Genomic DNA, 18,945 nt, shown 5'->3' with positions numbered 1-18,945 from the left:
TTCATGGGGACGGAACTGAGGTGATTGGTTGGGTCACGGCTCCACGACGCGGTGGAACCGGCTCTGGGGCGCCCGCAAGGGCGGCAGGAAGGGCAGCTGTGCGGGCCGTTCCGACGAGCGACCGCCGCCGAGGGCGGCGCCGAGCGCGAGCAGGCAGCCTGCCGTTCCGGTGGCGAGGTCCATGGACAGCCGCATCATCTGGTGTCCGGGGAAGGCGAGGTGCCCTTGGTAGGGCATGGCGTGCCAGGACAGGGCGGCGATCTGGTCGGCCGTCCACGCGCCGGTGTCGTCCGCGGCGGTGGTGCGGCTCAGGTGCCAGATCATTCCGGCGCGGCCCTGGAGGAGGCCGGGCTGGGCGTAGAACCGGGACCGGGCGGTCAGCAGGATGGCCTCGCGCGCCTCGGCGAGGTCCTCGTCGCCGGCGGCGCCGCCGCGGTGGGCGAGGTAGTCGTCGAGCACCGCACCGATCCCGACGCTGCCGTCGCCGAGGTACGGCATGGTCCGCCAGCCCTCGTCGACGTCGAGGGAGCCGGCCGGGGTGCGCACGCAGCGCTCGAGGTCCGCGCGCAGGGCCGTGCCGGCCAGGTCGAGGAGGTCGGGCGCGCCGGTGCGTTCGTACAGCCTGAGGAAGAGCAGCGCCGGCCCGGTGGCTCCGTGCATCAGCCCGGCGCGCCGGTGGGCGGTGGGGGCGGCGCGGTCGGCGGCGAGCCGGTCGGCGAGGACCTGGGCGGCCTCGACGGCCCGTTCGTGCAGGGCACGGTCGCCGGTGGCGTCGCCGAGGTGGTCCAGGACGAGGCCGACGCCGGCCAGGCCGCCGTGCAGGCCGGGGGCCAGGCGCTGCCACTTCTCCGCGAGCAGCGAGCCGGTGATGTCGAGGGCGCGCCGGGTGTGGCCCAGGCGGTGGAGGCCGTAGGCGATGCCGGCGAGGCCGTCGTAGAGGCCGAGGGGGGTGCCGGGCGGCACCGGGTCGGTGCGCTCCAGCAGCCACTTCTCGCCCTCTTCGTAGGGCTCGGCGCCGGTTTCCGCCAGCGCGTAGAGCACTCCGGCGGCGCCGTGCGCCAGGCCCAGTCCGCCGCCGTCGGTGAACTGGGCGATGTCGCCCGGGAAGAGCCGGTCGTCGCGCCCGGGTGTGGCGGAGGCGAGCAGGGCCCGGACCATGGAGTCCCGGCTGCGCGGCCAGTCGGCCGGCTCGGGCACGCCGCCGGGAAGGCCGCGGGGACGGCTCGCCGCCGCCCGCGCGCCGCGGTCCGCCGGCTCGCCCCGCCGGTCCGTGCCGCGGGTGATCTCGGCGACGGCCTCGTCGAGGAACTCGCCCGGCACGGGGAAGTATGCGGCGATGACGTCGGCCAGGTGCGCGGCCTTGGCCCGGTCGATGGCCAGGAGCGTGGTGACGGGCAGGAACAGGGCCAGCCGCAGGCAGGCCAGCGCGTACCGGTCGACGTCGGTGCCCGTGCGGTCGGGCGGGGCGACGAAGCCGGGGTGGGCGACGATCTGCCGGCCGCGCTCGGAGGCGGGGGCGGCGGCCTCGAAGTCGATGAGGGTGACGGACTGTTCGTCCGGTGCGACCAGGATGTTGAACATGTGCAGGTCGTTGAAGACCACTCCCCTGGCGTGCACCGCCTCGACCGCTTCCTCGACGGCCCGGTGGATGCGCAGCGCCCACGCGGTGTAGCCGGCGAGGGCGCCGGGGTCGGGGTCGGCGGTGAGCAGCGGGTGGCGCTCGGCGAAGAAGGAGTTCAGGGGGCGGCCCTCGACGAAGTCCATGACGAGGAAGCGGTGGTCGCCGACACTGAACCAGTCGCGGACGCCGGGGGCGACGCCGAGGCCGGCGAGCTTCTCCAGCGCGTCCTTCTCCCGCTTCAGCCGGGCGATGGCGTCGGCGCCGTCGGCCGCCAGCCCGGCGTGCGGCCGGCCTTCCTTGAGGACGACCGCGCCGCCGTCGCGGCTGTCGGTGCCGCGGTAGACGCCGCCGCCGTTGGAGAAGTGCAGGGCCTTCTCGATGCGGTAGGGCAGTTCGCCGACGGTGGTGGCGTTGCGGGCGGCCAGGTGGGGCTCGAGGAAGGCGGGCAGGGTCACCCACTCGGGCGTCTGGAAGGCGGGGTTGCGCAGGTCCGGCACGAGGGTGCCGGTGGGGTCCTCGACCGCGGGGACGAGCGCGCCCCTGGCGTCGGCGCAGTAACGGCGGGCGAAGGCGCCGTAGCGTACGTAGAGCGGGCCTTCGTGCCAGCGCAGGTCGGTGAGGATGTAGGGGCCCGGGCCGCCGCCGAGGACGGCGTGGAGGTCGGTGAGGACGGTGTGCAGGCCGTCCTCGTCCGCTGGGTAGATGGTGACGAACTTTCCGCTGCCGTCGCGGGCGGCGTACTTGCTGTTGCGCAGGTGCAGCTGGTGCGGCGCGGGGACGAACTTGAACGGCACGGCCCGCGGTACGCAGTAGTCCCAGACGGCGGCGGCTGTCCGGTCCGCGGTCTCCACGGTGGCGGACACATGGATCTTCCAGCCCTGCGGCGGCTGCCCGGGGCGCGGGGCGCCGGTGGCGTCCACGGGGGTGAGGCTGAGCCAGTCCCCGCTGCGGGAGCTCTTCCAGCCCTCGGGCACGGGGCGGCGCGCCGTCTCGAACAGGACGCTGCCGCCGTGGGCCCCGGCCGGGGCGGACAGCCGCTCGGGGATCTCGTAGAAGTGCCTGTCTGCCAGGCAGTAGACCTCGTACCGCTTCTCCATCGAACCCCCCTCGGCGGCGACGGGAAGAGATTTCCACGCCGCAGGGGGCCGGGACAGTCACATGTGTCATGAACAGTCCGTGCGGAACGCATGAGTAAACAAATGTACGGACCAGTTGTTCGAAAGGACGTTACTCCTCGGGCGGGAACACCGCCTCGCCCGTTTTGGCCAGATGGATGGAGACGGCCTCGGTGGGGCAGTTCTCGGCCGCCTCCAGCACCTCCGGACAGGCCTCCGTCTCCTCCGCCACCGGGCGCGCGCGGCGGGCGGCGTCGAGCCGGAACGCGCCGGGCGCGGCGGCGGCGCACATGCCCGAGCCGACGCACACGCTCCGGTCGACCGCCACCCGCCAGCGCCGCTCCCCGCTCACCGGCCGGCCCCGGGCTGCCGGCCGTACCCGGCGGGCAGGTGGATCGTCTTCTGCTCGAGGTACTCGGCGTAGCCCTCCGGCCCGCCCTCCCGGCCCAGGCCCGAGTCCTTGTAGCCGCCGAACGGGCCGAACATGTCGAGGCTGAAGGTGTTCACGCAGTAGGTGCCGGTGCGCACCCGGCGGGCGACGGCGATGCCGCGCTCGACGTCGCCCGTCCACACGCTGCCGGAGAGCCCGTAGTCGGAGTCGTCGGCGATCCGGACCGCCTCCTCCTCGTCCTCGTACGGCAGGAGGCAGACGACGGGGCCGAAGATCTCCTCGCGGGCGATCCGCATGGTGTTGGCGACGTCGCCGAACAGCGTCGGCTCGACGTACCAGCCGGTGTCCCTCCCGGCCGGGCGGCCGCCGCCCGCCAGGACCTTGGCGCCCTCGCGCTGTCCGAGGGCGATGTACTCCAGCGAGCGCTCGCGCTGGCGGCGTGCGACGAGCGGGCCGACCTGGGTGGCCGCGTCGAGCGGGTCGCCGACGACCAGCGCGGAGGCGGCGGCGGCCAGGCGGTCGGCGAGCTCGTCGTAGTGCGAACGCGGGGCGAGGACGCGGGTCTGGGCCACGCACGCCTGGCCGTTGTTCATCCAGGCGCTGGGGACGATGCCGGCGACGGCGGCGTCGAGGTCGGCGTCCGGCAGGACGATGGCGGCGGACTTGCCGCCCAGTTCGAGGGTGACCCGGGTCAGGTTCCGGGCGGCGACCTCCATGACGCGCCGGCCGGCCGCGACGGAGCCGGTGAAGGAGACCTTGTCGAGGCCGGGGTGGCCGACCAGGTACTCGCCGACCTCGCGGTCGGCGGGCAGGATCGACAGCACGCCTTCGGGCAGGCCCGCGGCCGTGACGATCTCGGCGAGGAGGTAGGAGTCGAGCGGCGTCTCCGGTGACGGCTTGAGCACCACCGAGCAGCCGGCCAGCAGCGCGGGCGCCAGCTTCGCGGCCGCGACGAACTGGGGCACGTTCCAGGGCACGACGGCCGCCACGACGCCGACCGGCTCGCGCCGTACGAGCAGGGGGCCGAGGACGCCGGCGCGCCGTTCCTCGTGGGGGAAGTCCCGCGCGACGGCGATGGCGGAGTCCCACACCATCACGGCGCCCAGGGCCTGGGCCAGGACGCTCCAGGAGTACGGGGAGCCGTTCTGGGCGGAGACGAGCCGGGCGATCTCCTCGTACCGGGCGGCGAGGCCGTCCTTGATGCGGGTGACGACCTCGATCCGCTCCGCCAGGGGCAGCCCCGCCCACACCTCCGACTCGAAGGACGCGCGGGCCGCGGCCACGGCCCGGTCGACGTCCGCGCGCGAGGCGTGCGGGACGCGCCCGATGACGGCCTCGGTGTGCGGCGAGACGACCTCGATGACGCCCCCGCCGGGGCCGGCGGCCGGGGCGGCGTACCTGCCGCCGATGAAAAGGTGTCCGTACTCGACGAGTTCGCTCATCGCGGTGGCCTCCCCGCCCGATTCTGACGCTGTATCAGAAATGCTTTGGATTCCGTTGTAGTGCGCGAACGCGGGCACCGGAAGGCGGGCGGCGCGGCAGGATGGTCATACACATGTCCGCATCACCGGCGGTGCGCGGGCATGTACCCGGCGGTATGAGTCGCCGGAAATGGGCCGGATAAAGTGTTCAGCCCCCGCCAAAGCGACCCTCGGCACCCCGCCGGGAACCCACCGAGAGGCACCACTCACATGGCCCCCTCCTTCGCCGTCCACGCGCGCCGCGGCGCCGCCGCCCTGGCCACCGCCGCCGTCCTGGGCACGGCCGTGGCCCCCGCCGCCTTCGCCGACGGCTCGCCGTCCCCGGCCACCACGGGCCTCTACGGCGCGGGCGACCCGAAGTTCGACGGTGTGTTCCGGCAGTCCCTCGCCTTCCTCGCGCAGGACGCCATGGGCGTGCGCCCGGCGAACTCCGCCGTGGACTGGCTCACCGGGCAGCAGTGCGCGGACGGCGGCTTCCCCGGCTACCGGGCCGACACCTCCAAGGCGTGCGACCCGAAGAAGGACGAGTTCACCGACGCGACCGCCGCCGCCGTGCAGGGCCTGGCGGCCGTCGGCGGCCGCGGCGAGGCGGTGACGAAGGGCCTCGACTGGCTCAAGGCCCACCAGAACGACGACGGCGGCTGGGGCTACCAGGCCGGCAGCCCCACCGACGCCAACTCCACCTCCATCGCCCTCGGCGCGTTCGCGGCCGCGGGCCAGGACCCGGCGAAGGCGGCCGTCAAGAACGGCAAGAACCCCATGGAGGCGCTGCTCGCCTTCCAGCTCGGCTGCGACGCGAAGGAGGGCGAGCGCGGCGCCTTCTCGTACCTGAAGGACAAGGACAACCTGCGCGCCGACAACCTCGCCGGCGCCGCCGCCGGCCTCGCCACGCGCGGCAAGGGCTACCAGGTCGAGCCGCTGAAGAAGGGCTCCGACGTGGCCCTGAAGCCGCTGGACTGCGCCGGGGACGACAAGGCCCGCCCGCAGAACGCCGCGGCCGCCGCCGAGGCCGTGGACGGCTACCTCTCGGCGACCCTCGCCAAGAACGGCGGCTACCTCCTGCCCTCCATGCCCGGCGCCCCGGCCAAGCCCGACCACGGCAACACCGCCGACGCCGCGCTCGCCCTCGCCGCGGGCGGCCACCGCGAGGCCGCGGAGAAGCCGCTGACGTGGCTGCGTTCCAAGGAGAGCGGCACCGCCGAGTGGGCCAAGGGCAACCCCGGCAAGCTCGCCAAGCTGATCCTGGCCACCCGCGCCGCCGGAGACGACCCGCGCGACTTCGCCGGCACCGACCTGGTGGCGCAGCTGAACGAGACCGGCCCCAAGCCGGAGGCCGCCGCGTCGGGCTCCGCCGAGAAGGACGACGAGAAGAAGAAGGACAGCGACGACGGCCTCGGCATCTGGTGGTTCGTCGCCGTCTTCTTCGTCGCGAGCGTCGGCGTCGGCTTCCTGATCAGCGGCCGCAAGAAGAAGACCCAGCTGTGACCCGTACGGGCACCCGCACCTCGGTCGCCGTCCTGCTCGCCGGCCTGCTGGCCGCGCTCGGCGCGGCGCCCGCGCACGCGGACGGCTACCGCTACTGGTCGTTCTGGCAGCAGGCCGCCGGCTCCGGCCAGGACTGGGCGTACGCCACGCAGGGCCCGGCCACGCTGCGGCCCGGCGACGGCAAGGTCGTCGGCTTCCGCTTCGCGGTGAGCAAGGACTCCGCCGAGGCCGCCAAGCCGCGCGCGGCGGCCGACTTCGGCGCGGTGTGCGACCGCACGCCCGCCAAGGACGGCACCAAGCGCGTCGCCGTCGTCCTCGACTTCGGCACCCCGTCCGACGCCCCGGGCGGCGAGAACCCGCCCGCGGCCCGTACGGCGTGCGCCCTTCTCGCCCCGGACGCGAGCGCCGCCGAGGCGCTCGCGGCGGTCGCGAAGCCGCTGCGCTACAACTCCGACGCCCTGCTGTGCGCCATCGCGGGGTACCCGAGGACCGGGTGCGGGGAGAAGGTCGACGGCGGAAGCGGTACGTCCACGCAGCGGCCCGCGGAGAAGAAGGACGGGCCGGAGGCGGACGACGAGGGCGACGGCGGCCCGTCTGCCGGCCTGATCGGCGGCATCGCGGTCGTGGCCGCGCTCGGCGCCGCGGCGGTGTGGCAGACACGGCGGCGCCGGCGCGGATGAGCCGCGCGAGCGGGCCCTGCGGGGCCCGGCAGGACGGAACGGGCGGGACGAGTGGCCGGACAGGCGAGGCAGGTCGGGCGAGCCGGGCGGACCGGCATGGCGGGGCAAGCCGAATGGACGGGCCGGGCAGGTGGGCGGGACGAGCAGGGCGAGTGAAGTGAGCGGTATGGGTGGGGTGAGCGGGGCCGGGGCGGCCGCGCCGGCGGCCGTACGCGCCGGCGCGCTGCACGCCGGGGCGTGGTGGGTGTGGGCCCTGGGCCTGGCCACCGCCGCCTCGCGCACCACCAACCCGCTGCTGCTGGCGCTGCTGGTCGGCGTCGCCGGGTACGTCGTCGCCGTCTGCCGCACGGACGCGCCGTGGGCGCGCTCGTACGGGGCGTTCCTCAAGCTCGGGCTGGCGGTCATCGGCATCCGGCTCGTCTTCGCGATCGTCCTCGGCTCGCCCATCCCCGGCACGCACGTCCTGGCCACCCTCCCGGAGGTTCCGCTGCCGGAGTGGGCGCGCGGGGTGCGGATCGGCGGCCGCGTGACCGCCGAGGGGCTGGTCTTCGCGCTGTACGACGGCCTGAAGCTGGCCACGCTGCTGGGCTGCGTCGGCGCGGCCAACGCCCTCGCCAACCCGGCCCGGCTGCTGAAGTCGCTGCCGGGCGCGCTGTACGAGGCGGGCGTGGCGGTCGTCGTCGCGATGACGTTCGCCCCGAACCTCGTCGCGGACGTCCAGCGGCTGCGCGCGGCACGGCGGCTGCGCGGCCGCCCGGACCGGGGCCTGAAGGCCCTGCTCCAGGTGGGGCTGCCGGTGCTGGAGGGCGCGCTGGAGCGCTCCGTCGCCCTGGCGGCGGCCATGGACGCCCGCGGCTACGGCCGCACCGCCGAGGTCCCGCGCGCCGTACGGCACACGACGAGCGCGCTGACGCTGGGCGGGCTGCTGGGCGTGTGCGCGGGCACGTACGGCCTGCTCGGCGACACCGGGGCCGGGTACGGGACGCCGCTGCTGGTCGCGGGCCTGGCCGCCGCGCTGGCCGGCCTCCGGCTGGGCGGCCGCCGCTCGGTCCGTACGCGCTACCGCCCGGACCGCTGGGGCGCCCGGGCCTGGCTGGTCTCGGCCTCGGGCGCGGCGGTGGCGGCCCTGATGATCTGGGCCGGCGCCTACGCCCCGGCCGCCCTCCACCCCCCGGCAGTCCCCCTGACACCCCCGACCCTCCCCCTATGGCCGGCGGCCTCGATCCTGATCGGGCTGCTGCCGGCCCTGGTTGTGGGCAATCGTTCCGCAGGGCGGAACGGGTGGGCACAACCGGAACGCGGCGCCCAGCCCGCTCCCCAAGCCACCACGGACGTCAAGGAGACCCTCCGGTGATCCACTTCAAACAGGTCTCGGTCTCCTACGACGACGCCGCCCACCCAGCCATCGCCGACGTAGACCTCACCGTCCCCGAAGGCGAACTGTGCCTCCTGGTCGGCCCCTCGGGCGTCGGCAAGTCGACCCTGCTGGGCACCGTCAGCGGCCTCGTCCCCCACTTCACGGGCGGCACCCTCCACGGCAGGGTCACCGTCGCCGGCCGCGACACACGCACGCACAAGCCGCGCGAGCTGGCCGACGTCGTCGGGACCGTCGGGCAGGACCCGCTGGCCCACTTCGTCACCGACACCGTCGAGGACGAGCTCGCCTACGGCATGGAGTCCCTCGGCATCGCACCCGCCACCATGCGCCGCCGCGTCGAGGAGACCCTGGACCTGCTGGGCCTGGCCTCCTTGCGCGACCGCCCCCTGGCCACCCTCTCCGGCGGCCAGCAGCAGCGCGTCGCCATCGGGTCCGTGCTGACCACGCACCCGAAGGTGCTGGTCCTGGACGAACCGACGTCGGCGCTGGACCCGGCGGCGGCCGAGGAGGTCCTGGCCGTGCTGCAGCGCCTGGTCCACGACCTGGGCACCACCGTGCTGCTCGCCGAGCACCGGCTGGAGCGCGTGGTGCAGTACGCGGACCAGGTGATCCTGCTGCCCGCTCCCGGCGCCGCCCCCGTCGTCGGGGAGCCCGCCGAGGTCATGGCCGTCTCGCCCGTGCACCCACCGGTCGTCGACCTCGGCCGGCTCGCCGGCTGGTCGCCGCTGCCGCTGTCCGTGCGGGACGCCCGCCGCAAGGCCGCCTCCCTGCGGGAGCGGCTGGCGCCGCTGACCCCGCCGGACGGAGCCCCGCCCGCCGCCGGCGCCCCGGAGCCGGCTCCGCGCCCCCGCGGGGCCCGGCTGCTGCGCGGGGCCGGCCGGCCCGCCCCGTCCGCCGGGGCCGCGCCCGCCGCCGCGGCCGTGGACGGCCTGGCCGTCCGGCACGGCCGCGTCGACGCGCTGCGCGACGTCACGCTGTCCGTACGCGGCGGGGAGACCATCGCCCTCATGGGCCGCAACGGCGCCGGAAAGTCCACGCTACTGCGCACCCTCGTCGGCATGCACCGGCCGGCCCGCGGCTCGGTGCACGTGGGCGGCGCGGTCCCGCACCGCGCGGGCCCGCGCGAGCTGCTGCGGCACGTGGGCCTCGTCCCCCAGGAGCCGCGCGACCTGCTGTACGCCGACACCGTCGCCGCCGAGTGCGCGGCGGCCGACCACGACGCGGGCGCCGATGCCGGCACCTGCCGCACCCTGGTCGGCGAGCTGCTGCCGGGCGTGGCGGACGCGACGCACCCACGCGACCTGTCCGAGGGCCAGCGTCTGGCGCTCGCGCTCGCCGTGGTCCTCACGGCCCGCCCGCCGCTGATCCTCCTGGACGAGCCGACGCGCGGCCTCGACTACGCGGCGAAGGCCCGCCTCGTCGAGATCCTGCGCGACCTGGCGGGCCGGGGCCATGCGATCGTCCTGGCCACGCACGACGTGGAACTGGCCGCCGAGCTGGCCCACCGGGTGGTGATCATCGCCGAGGGCGAGGTGGTGGCCGACGGCCCGACGGCGGAGGTCGTGGTCTCCTCCCCGGCCTTCGCCCCCCAGGTGGCCAAGGTCCTCTCCCCCCTCCCCTGGCTCACGGTCCCCCAGGTCCGGGACGCGCTGGAGACGACCTCGTGACCCGGGTTGTGGGCAATCGTCCCGCTGGGCGGGACGGGTGGGCACAACCCACCCACGGCCGCACGCGCGCGATCCGCCTCGGCCCCCGGTCCGTCATCGCCCTGGCACTGATCACCGCCATAGGCGTAGCCGCATTCGGCTGGCCCCTGCTAGCCGACTCCGCATCCGGCCTAGCCCACTCCCAGGACGCCCCGTACCTGTTCGCGGCCCTGCTGCCGCTCCTGCTCGCCGTCGTCGTCGCGACGATCGCGGACGCGGGCCTGGACGCCAAGGCCATCGCCATGCTCGGCGTCCTCGCGGCGGCCGGGGCCGCGCTGCGGCCCCTCGGCGCGGGGACGGCCGGCATCGAGCCGATGTTCTTCCTGATGGTGCTGTCCGGGCGGGTGCTCGGCCCCGGGTTCGGGTTCGTGCTCGGGGCGGTGTCGATGTTCGCGTCCGCGCTGCTGACCGGCGGGGTCGGGCCGTGGATGCCGTTCCAGATGCTGGCCATGGGGTGGGTCTCCATGGGTGCGGGCCTGCTGCCGGGCCCGGACCGGCTGCGGGGGCGGCGCGAGCTGGCGATGCTCGCGGGGTACGGGGCCGTGGCCTCCGTCCTCTACGGGACGGTCATGAACCTCCAGGGCTGGCCCTACATCGGCACCCTCGTCTCCGGCGTCGCCTTCGTGCCCGGCGACCCCGTGCCCGAGAACCTCGCCCGGTTCATCGCGTACTGCCTGGCCACCTCCCTGGGCTGGGACCTGCCCCGGGCCCTGGTCACGGTCGTCGCCACCCTCACCGTGGGGCCCACCGTGCTCAAGGCGCTGCGCCGGGCCACGCGGCGGGCGGCCTTCGACGCGCCGGTGGCCTTCAAGGACGCGTGACCCGCTCCACACCCGCCACCCTCAGTAAGAGATCAAAGGGCAACCGCCCCTTACGCATCCGGTGAGGCGGGGCACATGGCCCCCGTCACATACGATCGCGGGCCGTAGCCGCGCGCCCCATGCCCGCCCCGGAAGGCCCGGCCGCCACGGCCCCGGTGCGAAGGTCCTTCGTGCACAGGGGTCGTTGCCATCGCTTCCCGCGTCGGTCAGGTTGGTTGAGCCGCCAGGGAGCACGACTCCCCGGCGGCGCGCTACTGCCCCCGACGGAAGGTCCTCCTTCGTGACGTTCTCGACCATCAGCCGTATCGCCTCCCGCAAGCTCGTCGCCGTCGCCGGCGCCGCCCTGGCCCTCGGTACCGCGGGTGCCGTCCTGACCGCCGTTCCGGCGCAGGCCGCCGCCCCCTCGACGAGCGCCACGCAGGAGATCGCGCGGAAGATGATCTCGAACGAGGCGCAGTTCCAGTGCTTCAGCAAGATCGTCGAGCATGAGAGCGGCTGGAAGCACACCGCCACCAACGCCTCCAGCGGTGCGTACGGCCTGGTCCAGGCCCTGCCCGGCTCGAAGATGGCCTCGGCCGGCGCCGACTGGCAGACCAACCCCGCCACCCAGATCAAGTGGGGCATGGACTACATGAAGGACCGCTACGGCAGCCCCTGTGGCGCCTGGGCCTTCTGGCAGGCCCACAACTGGTACTGATCGAACCGATCGGCCCACTGACACGCGAGCGGCCGGCACCCCTTCCCGGGGTGCCGGCCGCTTCCGTGTGCCCGCGGCGTGCCCGCGGCCCCTCCTGGAGCCGCCGGCCCTAGAGCCGCTGGATGATCGTCGCCGTCGCCTGCGCCCCGCCCGCGCACATCGTGATCAGCGCCAGCTCCCCGTCGCGGCGTTCCAGCTCGTGCAGCGCGGTCGTGATCAGCCGTGCGCCGGTGGCCCCGACCGGGTGGCCGAGCGCTATCGCGCCGCCGTTGACGTTGACCTTCTCCAGGTCCTGCTCGAAGACCTGGGCCCAGGAGAGCACCACCGAGGCGAAGGCCTCGTTGACCTCCACCAGGTCGATGTCCCGCAGGGACATGCCCGCCTTGCCCAGCACGGCCCGGGTGGCGTCGATGGGGCCGTCCAGATGGAAGTGCGGATCGGCGCCGACGAGCGCCTGGGCGACGATGCGGGCCCTCGGGCGCAGCCGCAGGGCCCGGGCCATGCGTTTGGAGGCCCACATCAGGGCCGCGGCGCCGTCGGAGATCTGGGAGGAGTTGCCGGCGGTGTGGACGGCGGTCGGCATGACGGGCTTGAGGCCCGCCAGGGCCTCCGTGCTCGTGTCGCGCAGTCCCTCGTCGCGGTCGACCAGCCGCCACATGCCCTGGCCGGCGAGCTGCTCCTCCTCGGTCGTGGGCACCTGCACGGCGAAGGTCTCCCGCTTGAAACGTTCCTCCGCCCAGGCGCGGGCCGCCCGCTCCTGGGAGAGCAGGCCGAGCGCGTCGACCCGCTCGCGGGTCAGGCCGCGCCTGCGGGCGATGCGCTCGGCGGCCTCGAACTGGTTGGGCAGGTCCACGTTCCACTCGTCGGGGAAGGGCTTGCCCGGCCCGTGCTTGGAGCCGCTGCCCAGCGGCACCCGGGACATGGCCTCGACGCCGCAGGCGATGCCGACGTCGATGACACCGGTCGCGATCATGTTGGCGAGCAGGTGATTGGCCTGCTGGGACGAGCCGCACTGGCAGTCCACGGTCGTGGCCGCGGTCTCGTAGGGCAGCCCCATGGTGAGCCAGGCGGTGCGGGCGGGGTTCATCGACTGCTCGCCGGCGTGGGTGACCGTGCCGCCGACGATCTGCTCCACGCAGTCGGGCTGGATGCCGGTGCGGGCCAGGACCTCCCGGTAGGTCTCACCGAGCAGATAGGCGGGGTGGAGATTGGCGAGCGCGCCTGCGCGCCTGCCGATGGGAGTGCGTACGGCTTCGACGATGACGGGTTCCGCGGCCATGACTGACTCGTCCTCTCCTCGCGTCCGCAGGGCGTCCCGGCGCCCCCGGGCGGAACTAGTACGCGTTCTAGTTCCGCCCGCAGTCTTACGACCGCTACCCCCGGTACACAAGGGTCGCGCACACCCCGCCTCCGCAACAGATGGCGTCGCTTCCCTTGTCGGTGCACAGGCCCCTCACTACCGTCTGACGACAGGTTTCTGATGCCTCGTCAGAACTGGAGTGGTGGCCATGTCGCCCTGTCCGGCACTGCCCGACGGCTTCGACTTCACCGATCCCGACCTCTACCAGGAGCGGGTGCCGCTGCCGGAGTTCGCGGCCCTGAGACGGACGGCCCCGGTGTCCTGGAACCCCCAGCCGCACGGCCTCGCCGGCTTCGACGACGACGGCTACTGGGTGGTGACCCGGCACGCGGACGTCAGGGAGGTCTCCACCCGGCCGGAGGTCTTCTCCTCCTCCGTCAACACCTCCGTCATCCGCTTCCACCCGAGCATCCGGCGCGAACAGATCGACGCCCAGCGGCTGATGATGCTCAACATGGACCCGCCGGAGCACACCCGCGTCCGCCAGATCGTCCAGCGCGGCTTCACCCCGCGCGCGATACGGGCCCTGGAGTCCGCCCTGCGCGAGCGCGCCACCGCCATCGTGGCGGCGGCCCGCGAGCGCGGCAGCGGCGACTTCGTCACCGACATCGCCTGCGAGCTGCCCCTGCAGGCCATCGCCGAGCTCATCGGCATCCCCCAGGACGACCGGGCGAAGATCTTCGACTGGTCCAACAAGATGATCTCCTACGACGACCCCGAGCTGGCCGTCACCGAGGAGATCGGCACCCTCTCCGCCATGGAGCTCATCTCCTACGCGATGAACCTGGCCGCCGCCCGCACCGCGTGCCCGGCCGAGGACATCGTCAGCCGGCTGGTGGCCGCCGGCGACGAGGGCCACCTCGCCTCCGACGAGTTCGGCTTCTTCGTCCTGATGCTGGCCGTGGCCGGCAACGAGACCACCCGCAACGCCATCAGCCACGGCATGCACGCCTTCCTCACCCACCCCGAGCAGTGGGAGCTCTACAAGCGCGAGCGCCCGGCCACCACGGCGGAGGAGATCGTGCGCTGGGCGACGCCCGTCGTCTCCTTCCAGCGCACGGCCACGCGGGACACCGAGCTGGGCGGCGTAGCGATCGCGGCGGGCCAGCGCGTCGGCCTGTTCTACGCGTCCGCCAACCACGACCCCGAGGTCTTCGACGCCCCCGGCGCCTTCGACATCACCCGCGACCCCAACCCCCACCTCGGCTTCGGGGGCGGGGGCCCGCACTTCTGCCTGGGCCGGTCCCTCGCGGCCCTGGAGATCGACCTTATCTTCGGCGCCATCGCGGACACCCTCCCCGGCATCCGCCTCGCGGGGCGGCCGCGCCGGCTGCGGTCGGCCTGGCTGAACGGGATCAAGGAGCTGCGGGTCGACTACGCGTGAGCGGTGGGCGGCCCGACGCATGGTCCAACTCCCTTTGAAATCAAGGGAGTCGATGGAATCGGTCCGTACCTGAACCCTTGTCAGCTCCCGTGGACGGACTTACTCTCGGGTACACCTTCTGGGACGGCGCTTGTGCGCCATGCCGCGCACCGCAGAGCCGCGCGCGCCTCCCCCACGCACCGCGACAGCGCGGGCAGCGCTGTCCACAGCTCTTCGAGGGGACACCGCATGGACGCTCAGCAAAGACAGGTCACCGGACGAGTCAGGTGGCGGAAGTTCGCCGTGCTGGCCGTGCCCGGTTTCGCGGCCACCGCCGCACTGGCCGTCGCGCTCGCCCAGGGCGCGCTGGCCGCGTCGTTCGCGGTGTCCGGGCAGGAGTTCAAGGTCTCCGCGAAGAGCCTGGAGGGCGAGGGCTTCGCCCAGTACGGCAGCGTGGACCAGAACGTCCGCGGCAAGCTGCTGCCCGTGGCCGTCACCGCCATCAGGAAAGCCAAGATCAACGACCTCTGCCAGTCGGTGGTGACCTCGCTGCCGGGGCTCGGCGACATCTCGCTGAAGCTCTCGGCCGGTACGGGCGACAAGCCGGTCGAGGCGGAGAACCTCTTCCTCGACGCCACCCAGCTCGGCGGTGACGCCACCTTCAAGAACATCGAGATCGGGCGCGACGCCTCGACCCTCGACAAGGGCCCGGCCTCCGCGCAGGGGCTGCAGGACGCCTTCGGGCAGCAGGCCGACAGGGTCCAGATGACCAATATGCGGCAGGTCGCCTGGGCGACCAACGCCGGCTCGTTCAAGCTCTCCGGCCTCAGCATGAAGATCGGCTTCGGCAAGCAGGAGTGCTTCTGACGTGGCGGGCGGTATCGAGCCCGTACGGGTGCGGCCGCGCGCCCGGCCGAGGGCCGCGTGGCGGCGGTGGCGCAAGGGACGCCCGTTCTGGGGCGGCCTGGCCACCGTCGTCGCGGGCGCGGAGATCTGCGCCCTTCCGCTGGCGCCGCTGAAGATCATGCTGGAGCAGGGGATCGCGGGCATCCCGTCGGTCCTGATGGGCCTGGTCATGATCGTGATGGGTCTGACCGCGTGGTTCGCGCCGCAGTACCGGGGGCTCGCCGGGGTGCTCACCGTCATGATCGCCACGGCGGCGCTGGTGATGTCCAACCTGGGCGGCTTCCTCTTCGGCACGATCGTCGGCATCATCGGCGGCGGCATGATCTTCGCCTGGCAGCCGGTCGCCGCCGAGGCGGCACCGGAGCCGGGCGCCGCCCCCGGCGCCGGAGCGGACGCGGACACCGTCGCGGCGAACGCACCGGCGGACCGGCGCACCGACCTGCGGAAGGCCCCGCCGAGGGCCACGGACGGCCCGTCGTGAGCGACGACGACCGGACCCCGGCGACCCGGCACGACGTCTGACGACGGCACGCGAGAGCACGGACCGGCACCCGACAGGCCCCGCACGGCGAAAGCGGCACCACACGCACCACGGCCGACCGGCACGACAGGCACGCAGGCACGCAGGCACGCAGGCACGCAGGCACCACGCCGAACGGCGGGCTCAGCACCGCAGCCACGGCCCACAGGCCCCCCGGGCCACATCAGCAGGCGCCGCCCGGCACTACCGGAGACGGCACCGCCAAAACCGGCGCGACCCGATCGGCACCACCCGGCACCACCCGGCACCACCGGGAACGGCCCGCGGCCGGACAGCCGCATCCGCACTCCGCGCCACCCGCGCGCTCAGCACGGCCACGCGCCCCGGACCACGCGCGTACCCCACCCCTCCCGCGCCACAAGCGCACCGCACCAGGGCACAGAGCACCCCCCATCCGACTCCCACCCAAGGAGCGATCGTGACCTCCCACGCCACACGCAGCCCCTCCGGCAACCCCACCCGCACCCGTCGCCGCGCCCTGCTCGTCGCGGGCGCGGGGCTCGCCGTCACCGCCTCGCTGGCGCTGACCGGGGGCACCGCGGCGACCGCCTCCCCCGCGGCCGAGGCGGGACCGACCACCGTGGAGCCGGCCGGTCATGCCTTCGCGGCCACCCTCAACGGCACCGCCACCTTCAAGGCGGGCTCCATCACCATCACGTGCACGGCCTCGAGCTCCAAGCCCGTCGACGGCAGCACCAACAACCGCATACCGGAGGCACCCGGCAACTCCAACCCCGCCGGCCCCGTCGCCAGCGGCATCAGCGCGCCCGTCTACTCCAACTGCCGCGGCAGCCTGCCCGGGGTGACCATCACCATCACCACGTCCGGCGCCTGGGGCGTCTCGATGCAGCACGGTGAGCCGAGCACGGCCGCCCTCTCCGCGCCCGCCGCGGGCATGGTGCTCAAGAGCAGCGGGCTCGCCAACTGCACCGTGACCGCCTCGCCCGACGGGCCGGCGACCATCCCCGCGACGTTCACCAACGGCACGCCCTCGCAGATCGCCGTCACCGACTACGCGCTGCCGGTGAAGATCGAGGGCGGCTTCGGGTGTCCGACCACCGCGACGACGGCGTTGCTCAACGCCACGTACGACGTCACGGACGTCACCGACCCGTCGGCGCAGATCACCGTGAGCGGCGGCTGAGGCCGCGCGCACGGGCGCACGGCCCTTGGCACCCCGCCGGTGCGGGCCGGGTCAGCCCCCGGCCCGCACCGGCTCCGGCTTGCGGGCGCCGTCGCTGTCGCTGTCACTGCCGCCCCGGGCACCGGGGATCACGGCCAGGGCCACCCGGCCGGGGCCGGTCAGGGCGTACTGGATGGCGAAGCCGGAGGCGACCACGAGCGCGCCGCCGGCCGCGTCCAGGACGTAGTGGTTGGCCGTGCCGACGATGACCGAGAAGGTCAGCAGCGGGTACAGCATGCCCAGCCACTTCATCCACAGCCTGGGCGCCACCACCGCGATCACGACCCCGCACCACAGCGACCAGCCGATGTGCAGCGAGGGCATCGCCGCGTACTGGTTGGACAGCTCCGTCAGCGCCCCGAAGTCGGGGTGGGACAGGTCCTGCGGGCCGTTGGCGGTGTCGATGAAGCCGCGGCCCGGCATCAGCCGCGGCGGGGCCAGCGGGTAGAGCCAGAAGCCGACGAGCGCCATCAGCGTCGCGAAGCCCAGCGCGGTGCGCGCCCAGCGGTAGGTGGCCGGGCGGCGCAGGTACAGATAGCCCAGCACGGACAGCGGCACCAGGAAGTGGAAGGTGCCGTAGTAGTAGTTCATGCCGTCCTTGAGCCAGCCCACGCCCGCCACGAAGTGGTTGAAGCCGTACTCGACGTCCATGTGCAGGAACTCCTCGATGCCGATGATCTGACGGCCGTGGGATTCCGCGAGACTGCGCGAGTCCGGCGCGCTGGCACGGACGTACGAGTAGACCCAGTAGCCCACTCGTATCAGCATCAACTCCAGCAACAGGTTCGGGCGGTTCAGGGCGCGCTTGAAAAAGCCCAGCAGCGGCACCCACGCGAAGCGGCCGCGCTGCGGCTCGGCGACCGGGGTGGGCAGGGGCCGGTCCCACAGCGCGGAGGAGCGGGAGAGGAAGGGCACCGCGCACGCCGCGGCGAGGGCCGCCAGCAGCGGGGCGTTCTCACCCAGGGGCCCCAGGACGGGGTTGGGCGGTACGAGGACGGTGCTGGTGAGCGTCATCACGAGCACGACGAGCACGGGCCACACCGCCCGGTCGGCGCGGCGTCTGCCGACGCGGCCGACGACGGCCAGGAGGATCCACAGCTGCTGGTGCTGCCAGGTGGTGGGCGCGACGGCGACCGCGACGCAGCCGGTGACGGCCGTGGCGAGCAGCGGCTGCCCGTCCTTGGCGTAGTGCACCGCCCGGCGCAGGCCGAGCACGACGACGGCGGCGGCCAGCGGCGCGTACAGCGCGAGTTCGGCCGGGCCGTGCAGGCCGGTGCGCAGCAGCAGGCCGTGCAGGGACTGGTTGGCGAGGCCGTCGGGCCGCTCGCCGAGGCCGGCGCCGGCGAGGTGGTGCACCCAGTACGTCCACGAGTCGTCCGGCATCGTCACCCATGCCAGTGCCGTGCACGCCGCGAAGGTGACGCCCGTGGTGACGGCCGCGCGGCGGCGTCCGGTCAGCCACAGCAGCGGTGCGAAGAGCAACACCGTGGGCTGCAGGGCGGCCGCGAGGCCGATGAGGATGCCGCCGGTGCGGCCGTCACCGCGGGCGGGCCGGGGTGGACAGCAGCCGAGGAGCACGAGCAGCACCGGAATGATGCTGGTCTGCCCGAGGGTGAAGGTGTTGCGCACGGGCAGCGAAAGCACCGTCAGGATCACCGCGACGGGCGCGGCCAGCAGGGCGGTGCGGCGGCTGTGGGGACCGGGCACGGCACGGGCGGCGACGAGCGCGAGGGCGACGACGAGCAGCAGCGTGCCGAGGGTCCAGACGATGCCCAGGCTCTGTTCGGCCGCTTTGGTGAGCGGCTTCAGGACGAGCCCGGAGAAGGGAGTTCCGGCGAACTTGTCCGTCTCGTAGAGGGAACCCCCCACGTGCAGGACGCCGTTCTCGCCCACCCAGGTCTCGAGGTCGGTGAACCGGCGCTCCGGGGGGAGCCGCAGCACCGCCGCCGCCTGACGCAGGGCCAGCAGCCCGGCGAGGAGCCACAGCGCTCCCAGGACCATGCCGGTCCGCGAGCCGGCTCTCGGCGGACACCCCAGCCCGCCGCGCTCTGCATCCGCCACGCTCCGCCGCACCTCCAGTCGACCGATTCGGTCACACCCGTCGTGCTGTTTGAGACCTTACTGAGTCCTGCGGAACAGACGCAGGTCACCCCCAGGTCACCTGACAACCTCCCACAGGTGGCCTGATTCCAACGCTCTTGAGGCCATTAGGGTGCG

The 18,945-nt window shown here is 73.9% G+C and carries 15 protein-coding genes; 10 read left to right on the top strand and 5 right to left on the bottom strand.

Annotated elements, in window-relative coordinates; all coding sequences use genetic code 11:
- Positions 1-33: 33 nt before the first annotated feature.
- The 3 genes from lanKC to ACIGXW_RS21635 form a co-directional block, all read right to left on the bottom strand.
- The gene (gene lanKC / locus ACIGXW_RS21645) at positions 34-2,718 is read right to left on the bottom strand and encodes a class III lanthionine synthetase LanKC (RefSeq protein ID WP_399574494.1); all 2,685 of its coding nucleotides are present in this window, start codon (positions 2,716-2,718) and stop codon (positions 34-36) included.
- Between the two features lie 130 nt (positions 2,719-2,848).
- Entirely contained in the window at positions 2,849-3,028 is a 180-nt protein-coding gene (locus tag ACIGXW_RS21640) for a ferredoxin (RefSeq protein ID WP_399574659.1), read from the bottom strand.
- A 56-nt stretch (positions 3,029-3,084) separates the two neighbouring features.
- Positions 3,085-4,569, bottom strand: a complete 1,485-nt coding sequence (locus ACIGXW_RS21635; protein ID WP_399574493.1) for an aldehyde dehydrogenase — start codon at positions 4,567-4,569, stop codon at positions 3,085-3,087.
- 249 nt (positions 4,570-4,818) lie between these two features.
- Here ACIGXW_RS21635 and ACIGXW_RS21630 point away from each other — a divergent pair, with 249 nt between their 5' ends.
- From ACIGXW_RS21630 to ACIGXW_RS21605, 6 genes are all read left to right on the top strand, one after another.
- Positions 4,819-6,093: a prenyltransferase/squalene oxidase repeat-containing protein gene (locus ACIGXW_RS21630; RefSeq protein ID WP_399574492.1), complete on the top strand. Its 1,275-nt coding sequence runs from the start codon at positions 4,819-4,821 to the stop codon at positions 6,091-6,093.
- Entirely contained in the window at positions 6,090-6,773 is a 684-nt protein-coding gene (locus tag ACIGXW_RS21625; RefSeq protein ID WP_399574491.1) for an SCO2322 family protein, read from the top strand. Before ACIGXW_RS21630 ends, ACIGXW_RS21625 begins: the two co-directional genes overlap by 4 nt.
- Before the next feature lie 166 nt (positions 6,774-6,939).
- Complete coding sequence (locus ACIGXW_RS21620) at positions 6,940-8,127, top strand: CbiQ family ECF transporter T component (RefSeq protein WP_399574657.1); 1,188 nt, start codon at positions 6,940-6,942, stop codon at positions 8,125-8,127.
- Complete coding sequence (locus tag ACIGXW_RS21615) at positions 8,124-9,818, top strand: ABC transporter ATP-binding protein (RefSeq protein WP_399574490.1); 1,695 nt, start codon at positions 8,124-8,126, stop codon at positions 9,816-9,818. Before ACIGXW_RS21620 ends, ACIGXW_RS21615 begins: the two co-directional genes overlap by 4 nt.
- Positions 9,819-9,826: 8 nt before the next feature.
- Positions 9,827-10,678 (top strand): ECF transporter S component, encoded by an 852-nt coding sequence (locus tag ACIGXW_RS21610; RefSeq protein WP_399574656.1) that lies wholly within the window; start codon positions 9,827-9,829, stop codon positions 10,676-10,678.
- Between the two features lie 280 nt (positions 10,679-10,958).
- Positions 10,959-11,375, top strand: a complete 417-nt coding sequence (locus tag ACIGXW_RS21605; RefSeq protein ID WP_071966685.1) for a transglycosylase SLT domain-containing protein — start codon at positions 10,959-10,961, stop codon at positions 11,373-11,375.
- Positions 11,376-11,484: 109 nt separating this feature from the next.
- Here ACIGXW_RS21605 and ACIGXW_RS21600 read toward each other — a convergent pair whose 3' ends face one another.
- A complete protein-coding gene (locus ACIGXW_RS21600) occupies positions 11,485-12,654 on the bottom strand; it encodes a steroid 3-ketoacyl-CoA thiolase (RefSeq protein WP_071966684.1) in 1,170 nt (389 codons plus the stop codon).
- A 229-nt stretch (positions 12,655-12,883) separates the two neighbouring features.
- Here ACIGXW_RS21600 and ACIGXW_RS21595 point away from each other — a divergent pair, with 229 nt between their 5' ends.
- The 4 genes from ACIGXW_RS21595 to ACIGXW_RS21580 all read left to right on the top strand — a co-directional run bounded on the left by ACIGXW_RS21595 (position 12,884) and on the right by ACIGXW_RS21580 (position 16,689).
- Positions 12,884-14,119 carry a cytochrome P450 gene (locus ACIGXW_RS21595; protein WP_399574489.1) on the top strand — a complete coding sequence of 412 codons (1,236 nt, stop codon included), beginning with the start codon at positions 12,884-12,886 and terminating at the stop codon, positions 14,117-14,119.
- Positions 14,120-14,347: 228 nt separating this feature from the next.
- Entirely contained in the window at positions 14,348-14,965 is a 618-nt protein-coding gene (locus tag ACIGXW_RS21590) for a DUF6230 family protein (protein WP_071966682.1), read from the top strand.
- Position 14,966: 1 nt separating this feature from the next.
- On the top strand, positions 14,967-15,485 hold the full coding sequence (locus ACIGXW_RS21585; RefSeq protein WP_399574488.1) for a DUF6114 domain-containing protein: 519 nt from the start codon (positions 14,967-14,969) through the stop codon (positions 15,483-15,485).
- Positions 15,486-15,963: 478 nt separating this feature from the next.
- The gene (locus ACIGXW_RS21580; RefSeq protein ID WP_399574487.1) at positions 15,964-16,689 is read left to right on the top strand and encodes a hypothetical protein; all 726 of its coding nucleotides are present in this window, start codon (positions 15,964-15,966) and stop codon (positions 16,687-16,689) included.
- Between the two features lie 51 nt (positions 16,690-16,740).
- On the opposite strand, the gene ACIGXW_RS21575 is transcribed toward ACIGXW_RS21580, so the two are convergent.
- A complete protein-coding gene (locus ACIGXW_RS21575; protein ID WP_399574485.1) occupies positions 16,741-18,789 on the bottom strand; it encodes a bifunctional glycosyltransferase 87/phosphatase PAP2 family protein in 2,049 nt (682 codons plus the stop codon).
- Between the last annotated feature and the right edge of the window lie 156 nt (positions 18,790-18,945).

The sequence above is a fragment of the Streptomyces sp. NPDC053079 genome (assembly GCF_044546695.1).
In the GTDB taxonomy this organism is placed as follows: domain Bacteria; phylum Actinomycetota; class Actinomycetes; order Streptomycetales; family Streptomycetaceae; genus Streptomyces.
This window is presented reverse-complemented; position numbering and strand designations above follow the sequence as displayed.

Excerpts from the sequence above, each read along its gene's own strand:
- lanKC (WP_399574494.1), bottom strand. The coding sequence starts at position 2,718 with ATGGAGAAGCGGTACGAGGTCTACTGCCTGGCAGACAGGCACTTCTAC.
- ACIGXW_RS21640 (WP_399574659.1), bottom strand. The coding sequence starts at position 3,028 with ATGTGCGCCGCCGCCGCGCCCGGCGCGTTCCGGCTCGACGCCGCCCGC.
- ACIGXW_RS21635 (WP_399574493.1), bottom strand. The coding sequence starts at position 4,569 with ATGAGCGAACTCGTCGAGTACGGACACCTTTTCATCGGCGGCAGGTAC.
- ACIGXW_RS21630 (WP_399574492.1), top strand. The coding sequence starts at position 4,819 with ATGGCCCCCTCCTTCGCCGTCCACGCGCGCCGCGGCGCCGCCGCCCTG.
- ACIGXW_RS21620 (WP_399574657.1), top strand. The coding sequence starts at position 6,940 with ATGGGTGGGGTGAGCGGGGCCGGGGCGGCCGCGCCGGCGGCCGTACGC.
- ACIGXW_RS21600 (WP_071966684.1), bottom strand. The coding sequence starts at position 12,654 with ATGGCCGCGGAACCCGTCATCGTCGAAGCCGTACGCACTCCCATCGGC.
- ACIGXW_RS21595 (WP_399574489.1), top strand. The coding sequence starts at position 12,884 with ATGTCGCCCTGTCCGGCACTGCCCGACGGCTTCGACTTCACCGATCCC.
- ACIGXW_RS21590 (WP_071966682.1), top strand. The coding sequence starts at position 14,348 with ATGGACGCTCAGCAAAGACAGGTCACCGGACGAGTCAGGTGGCGGAAG.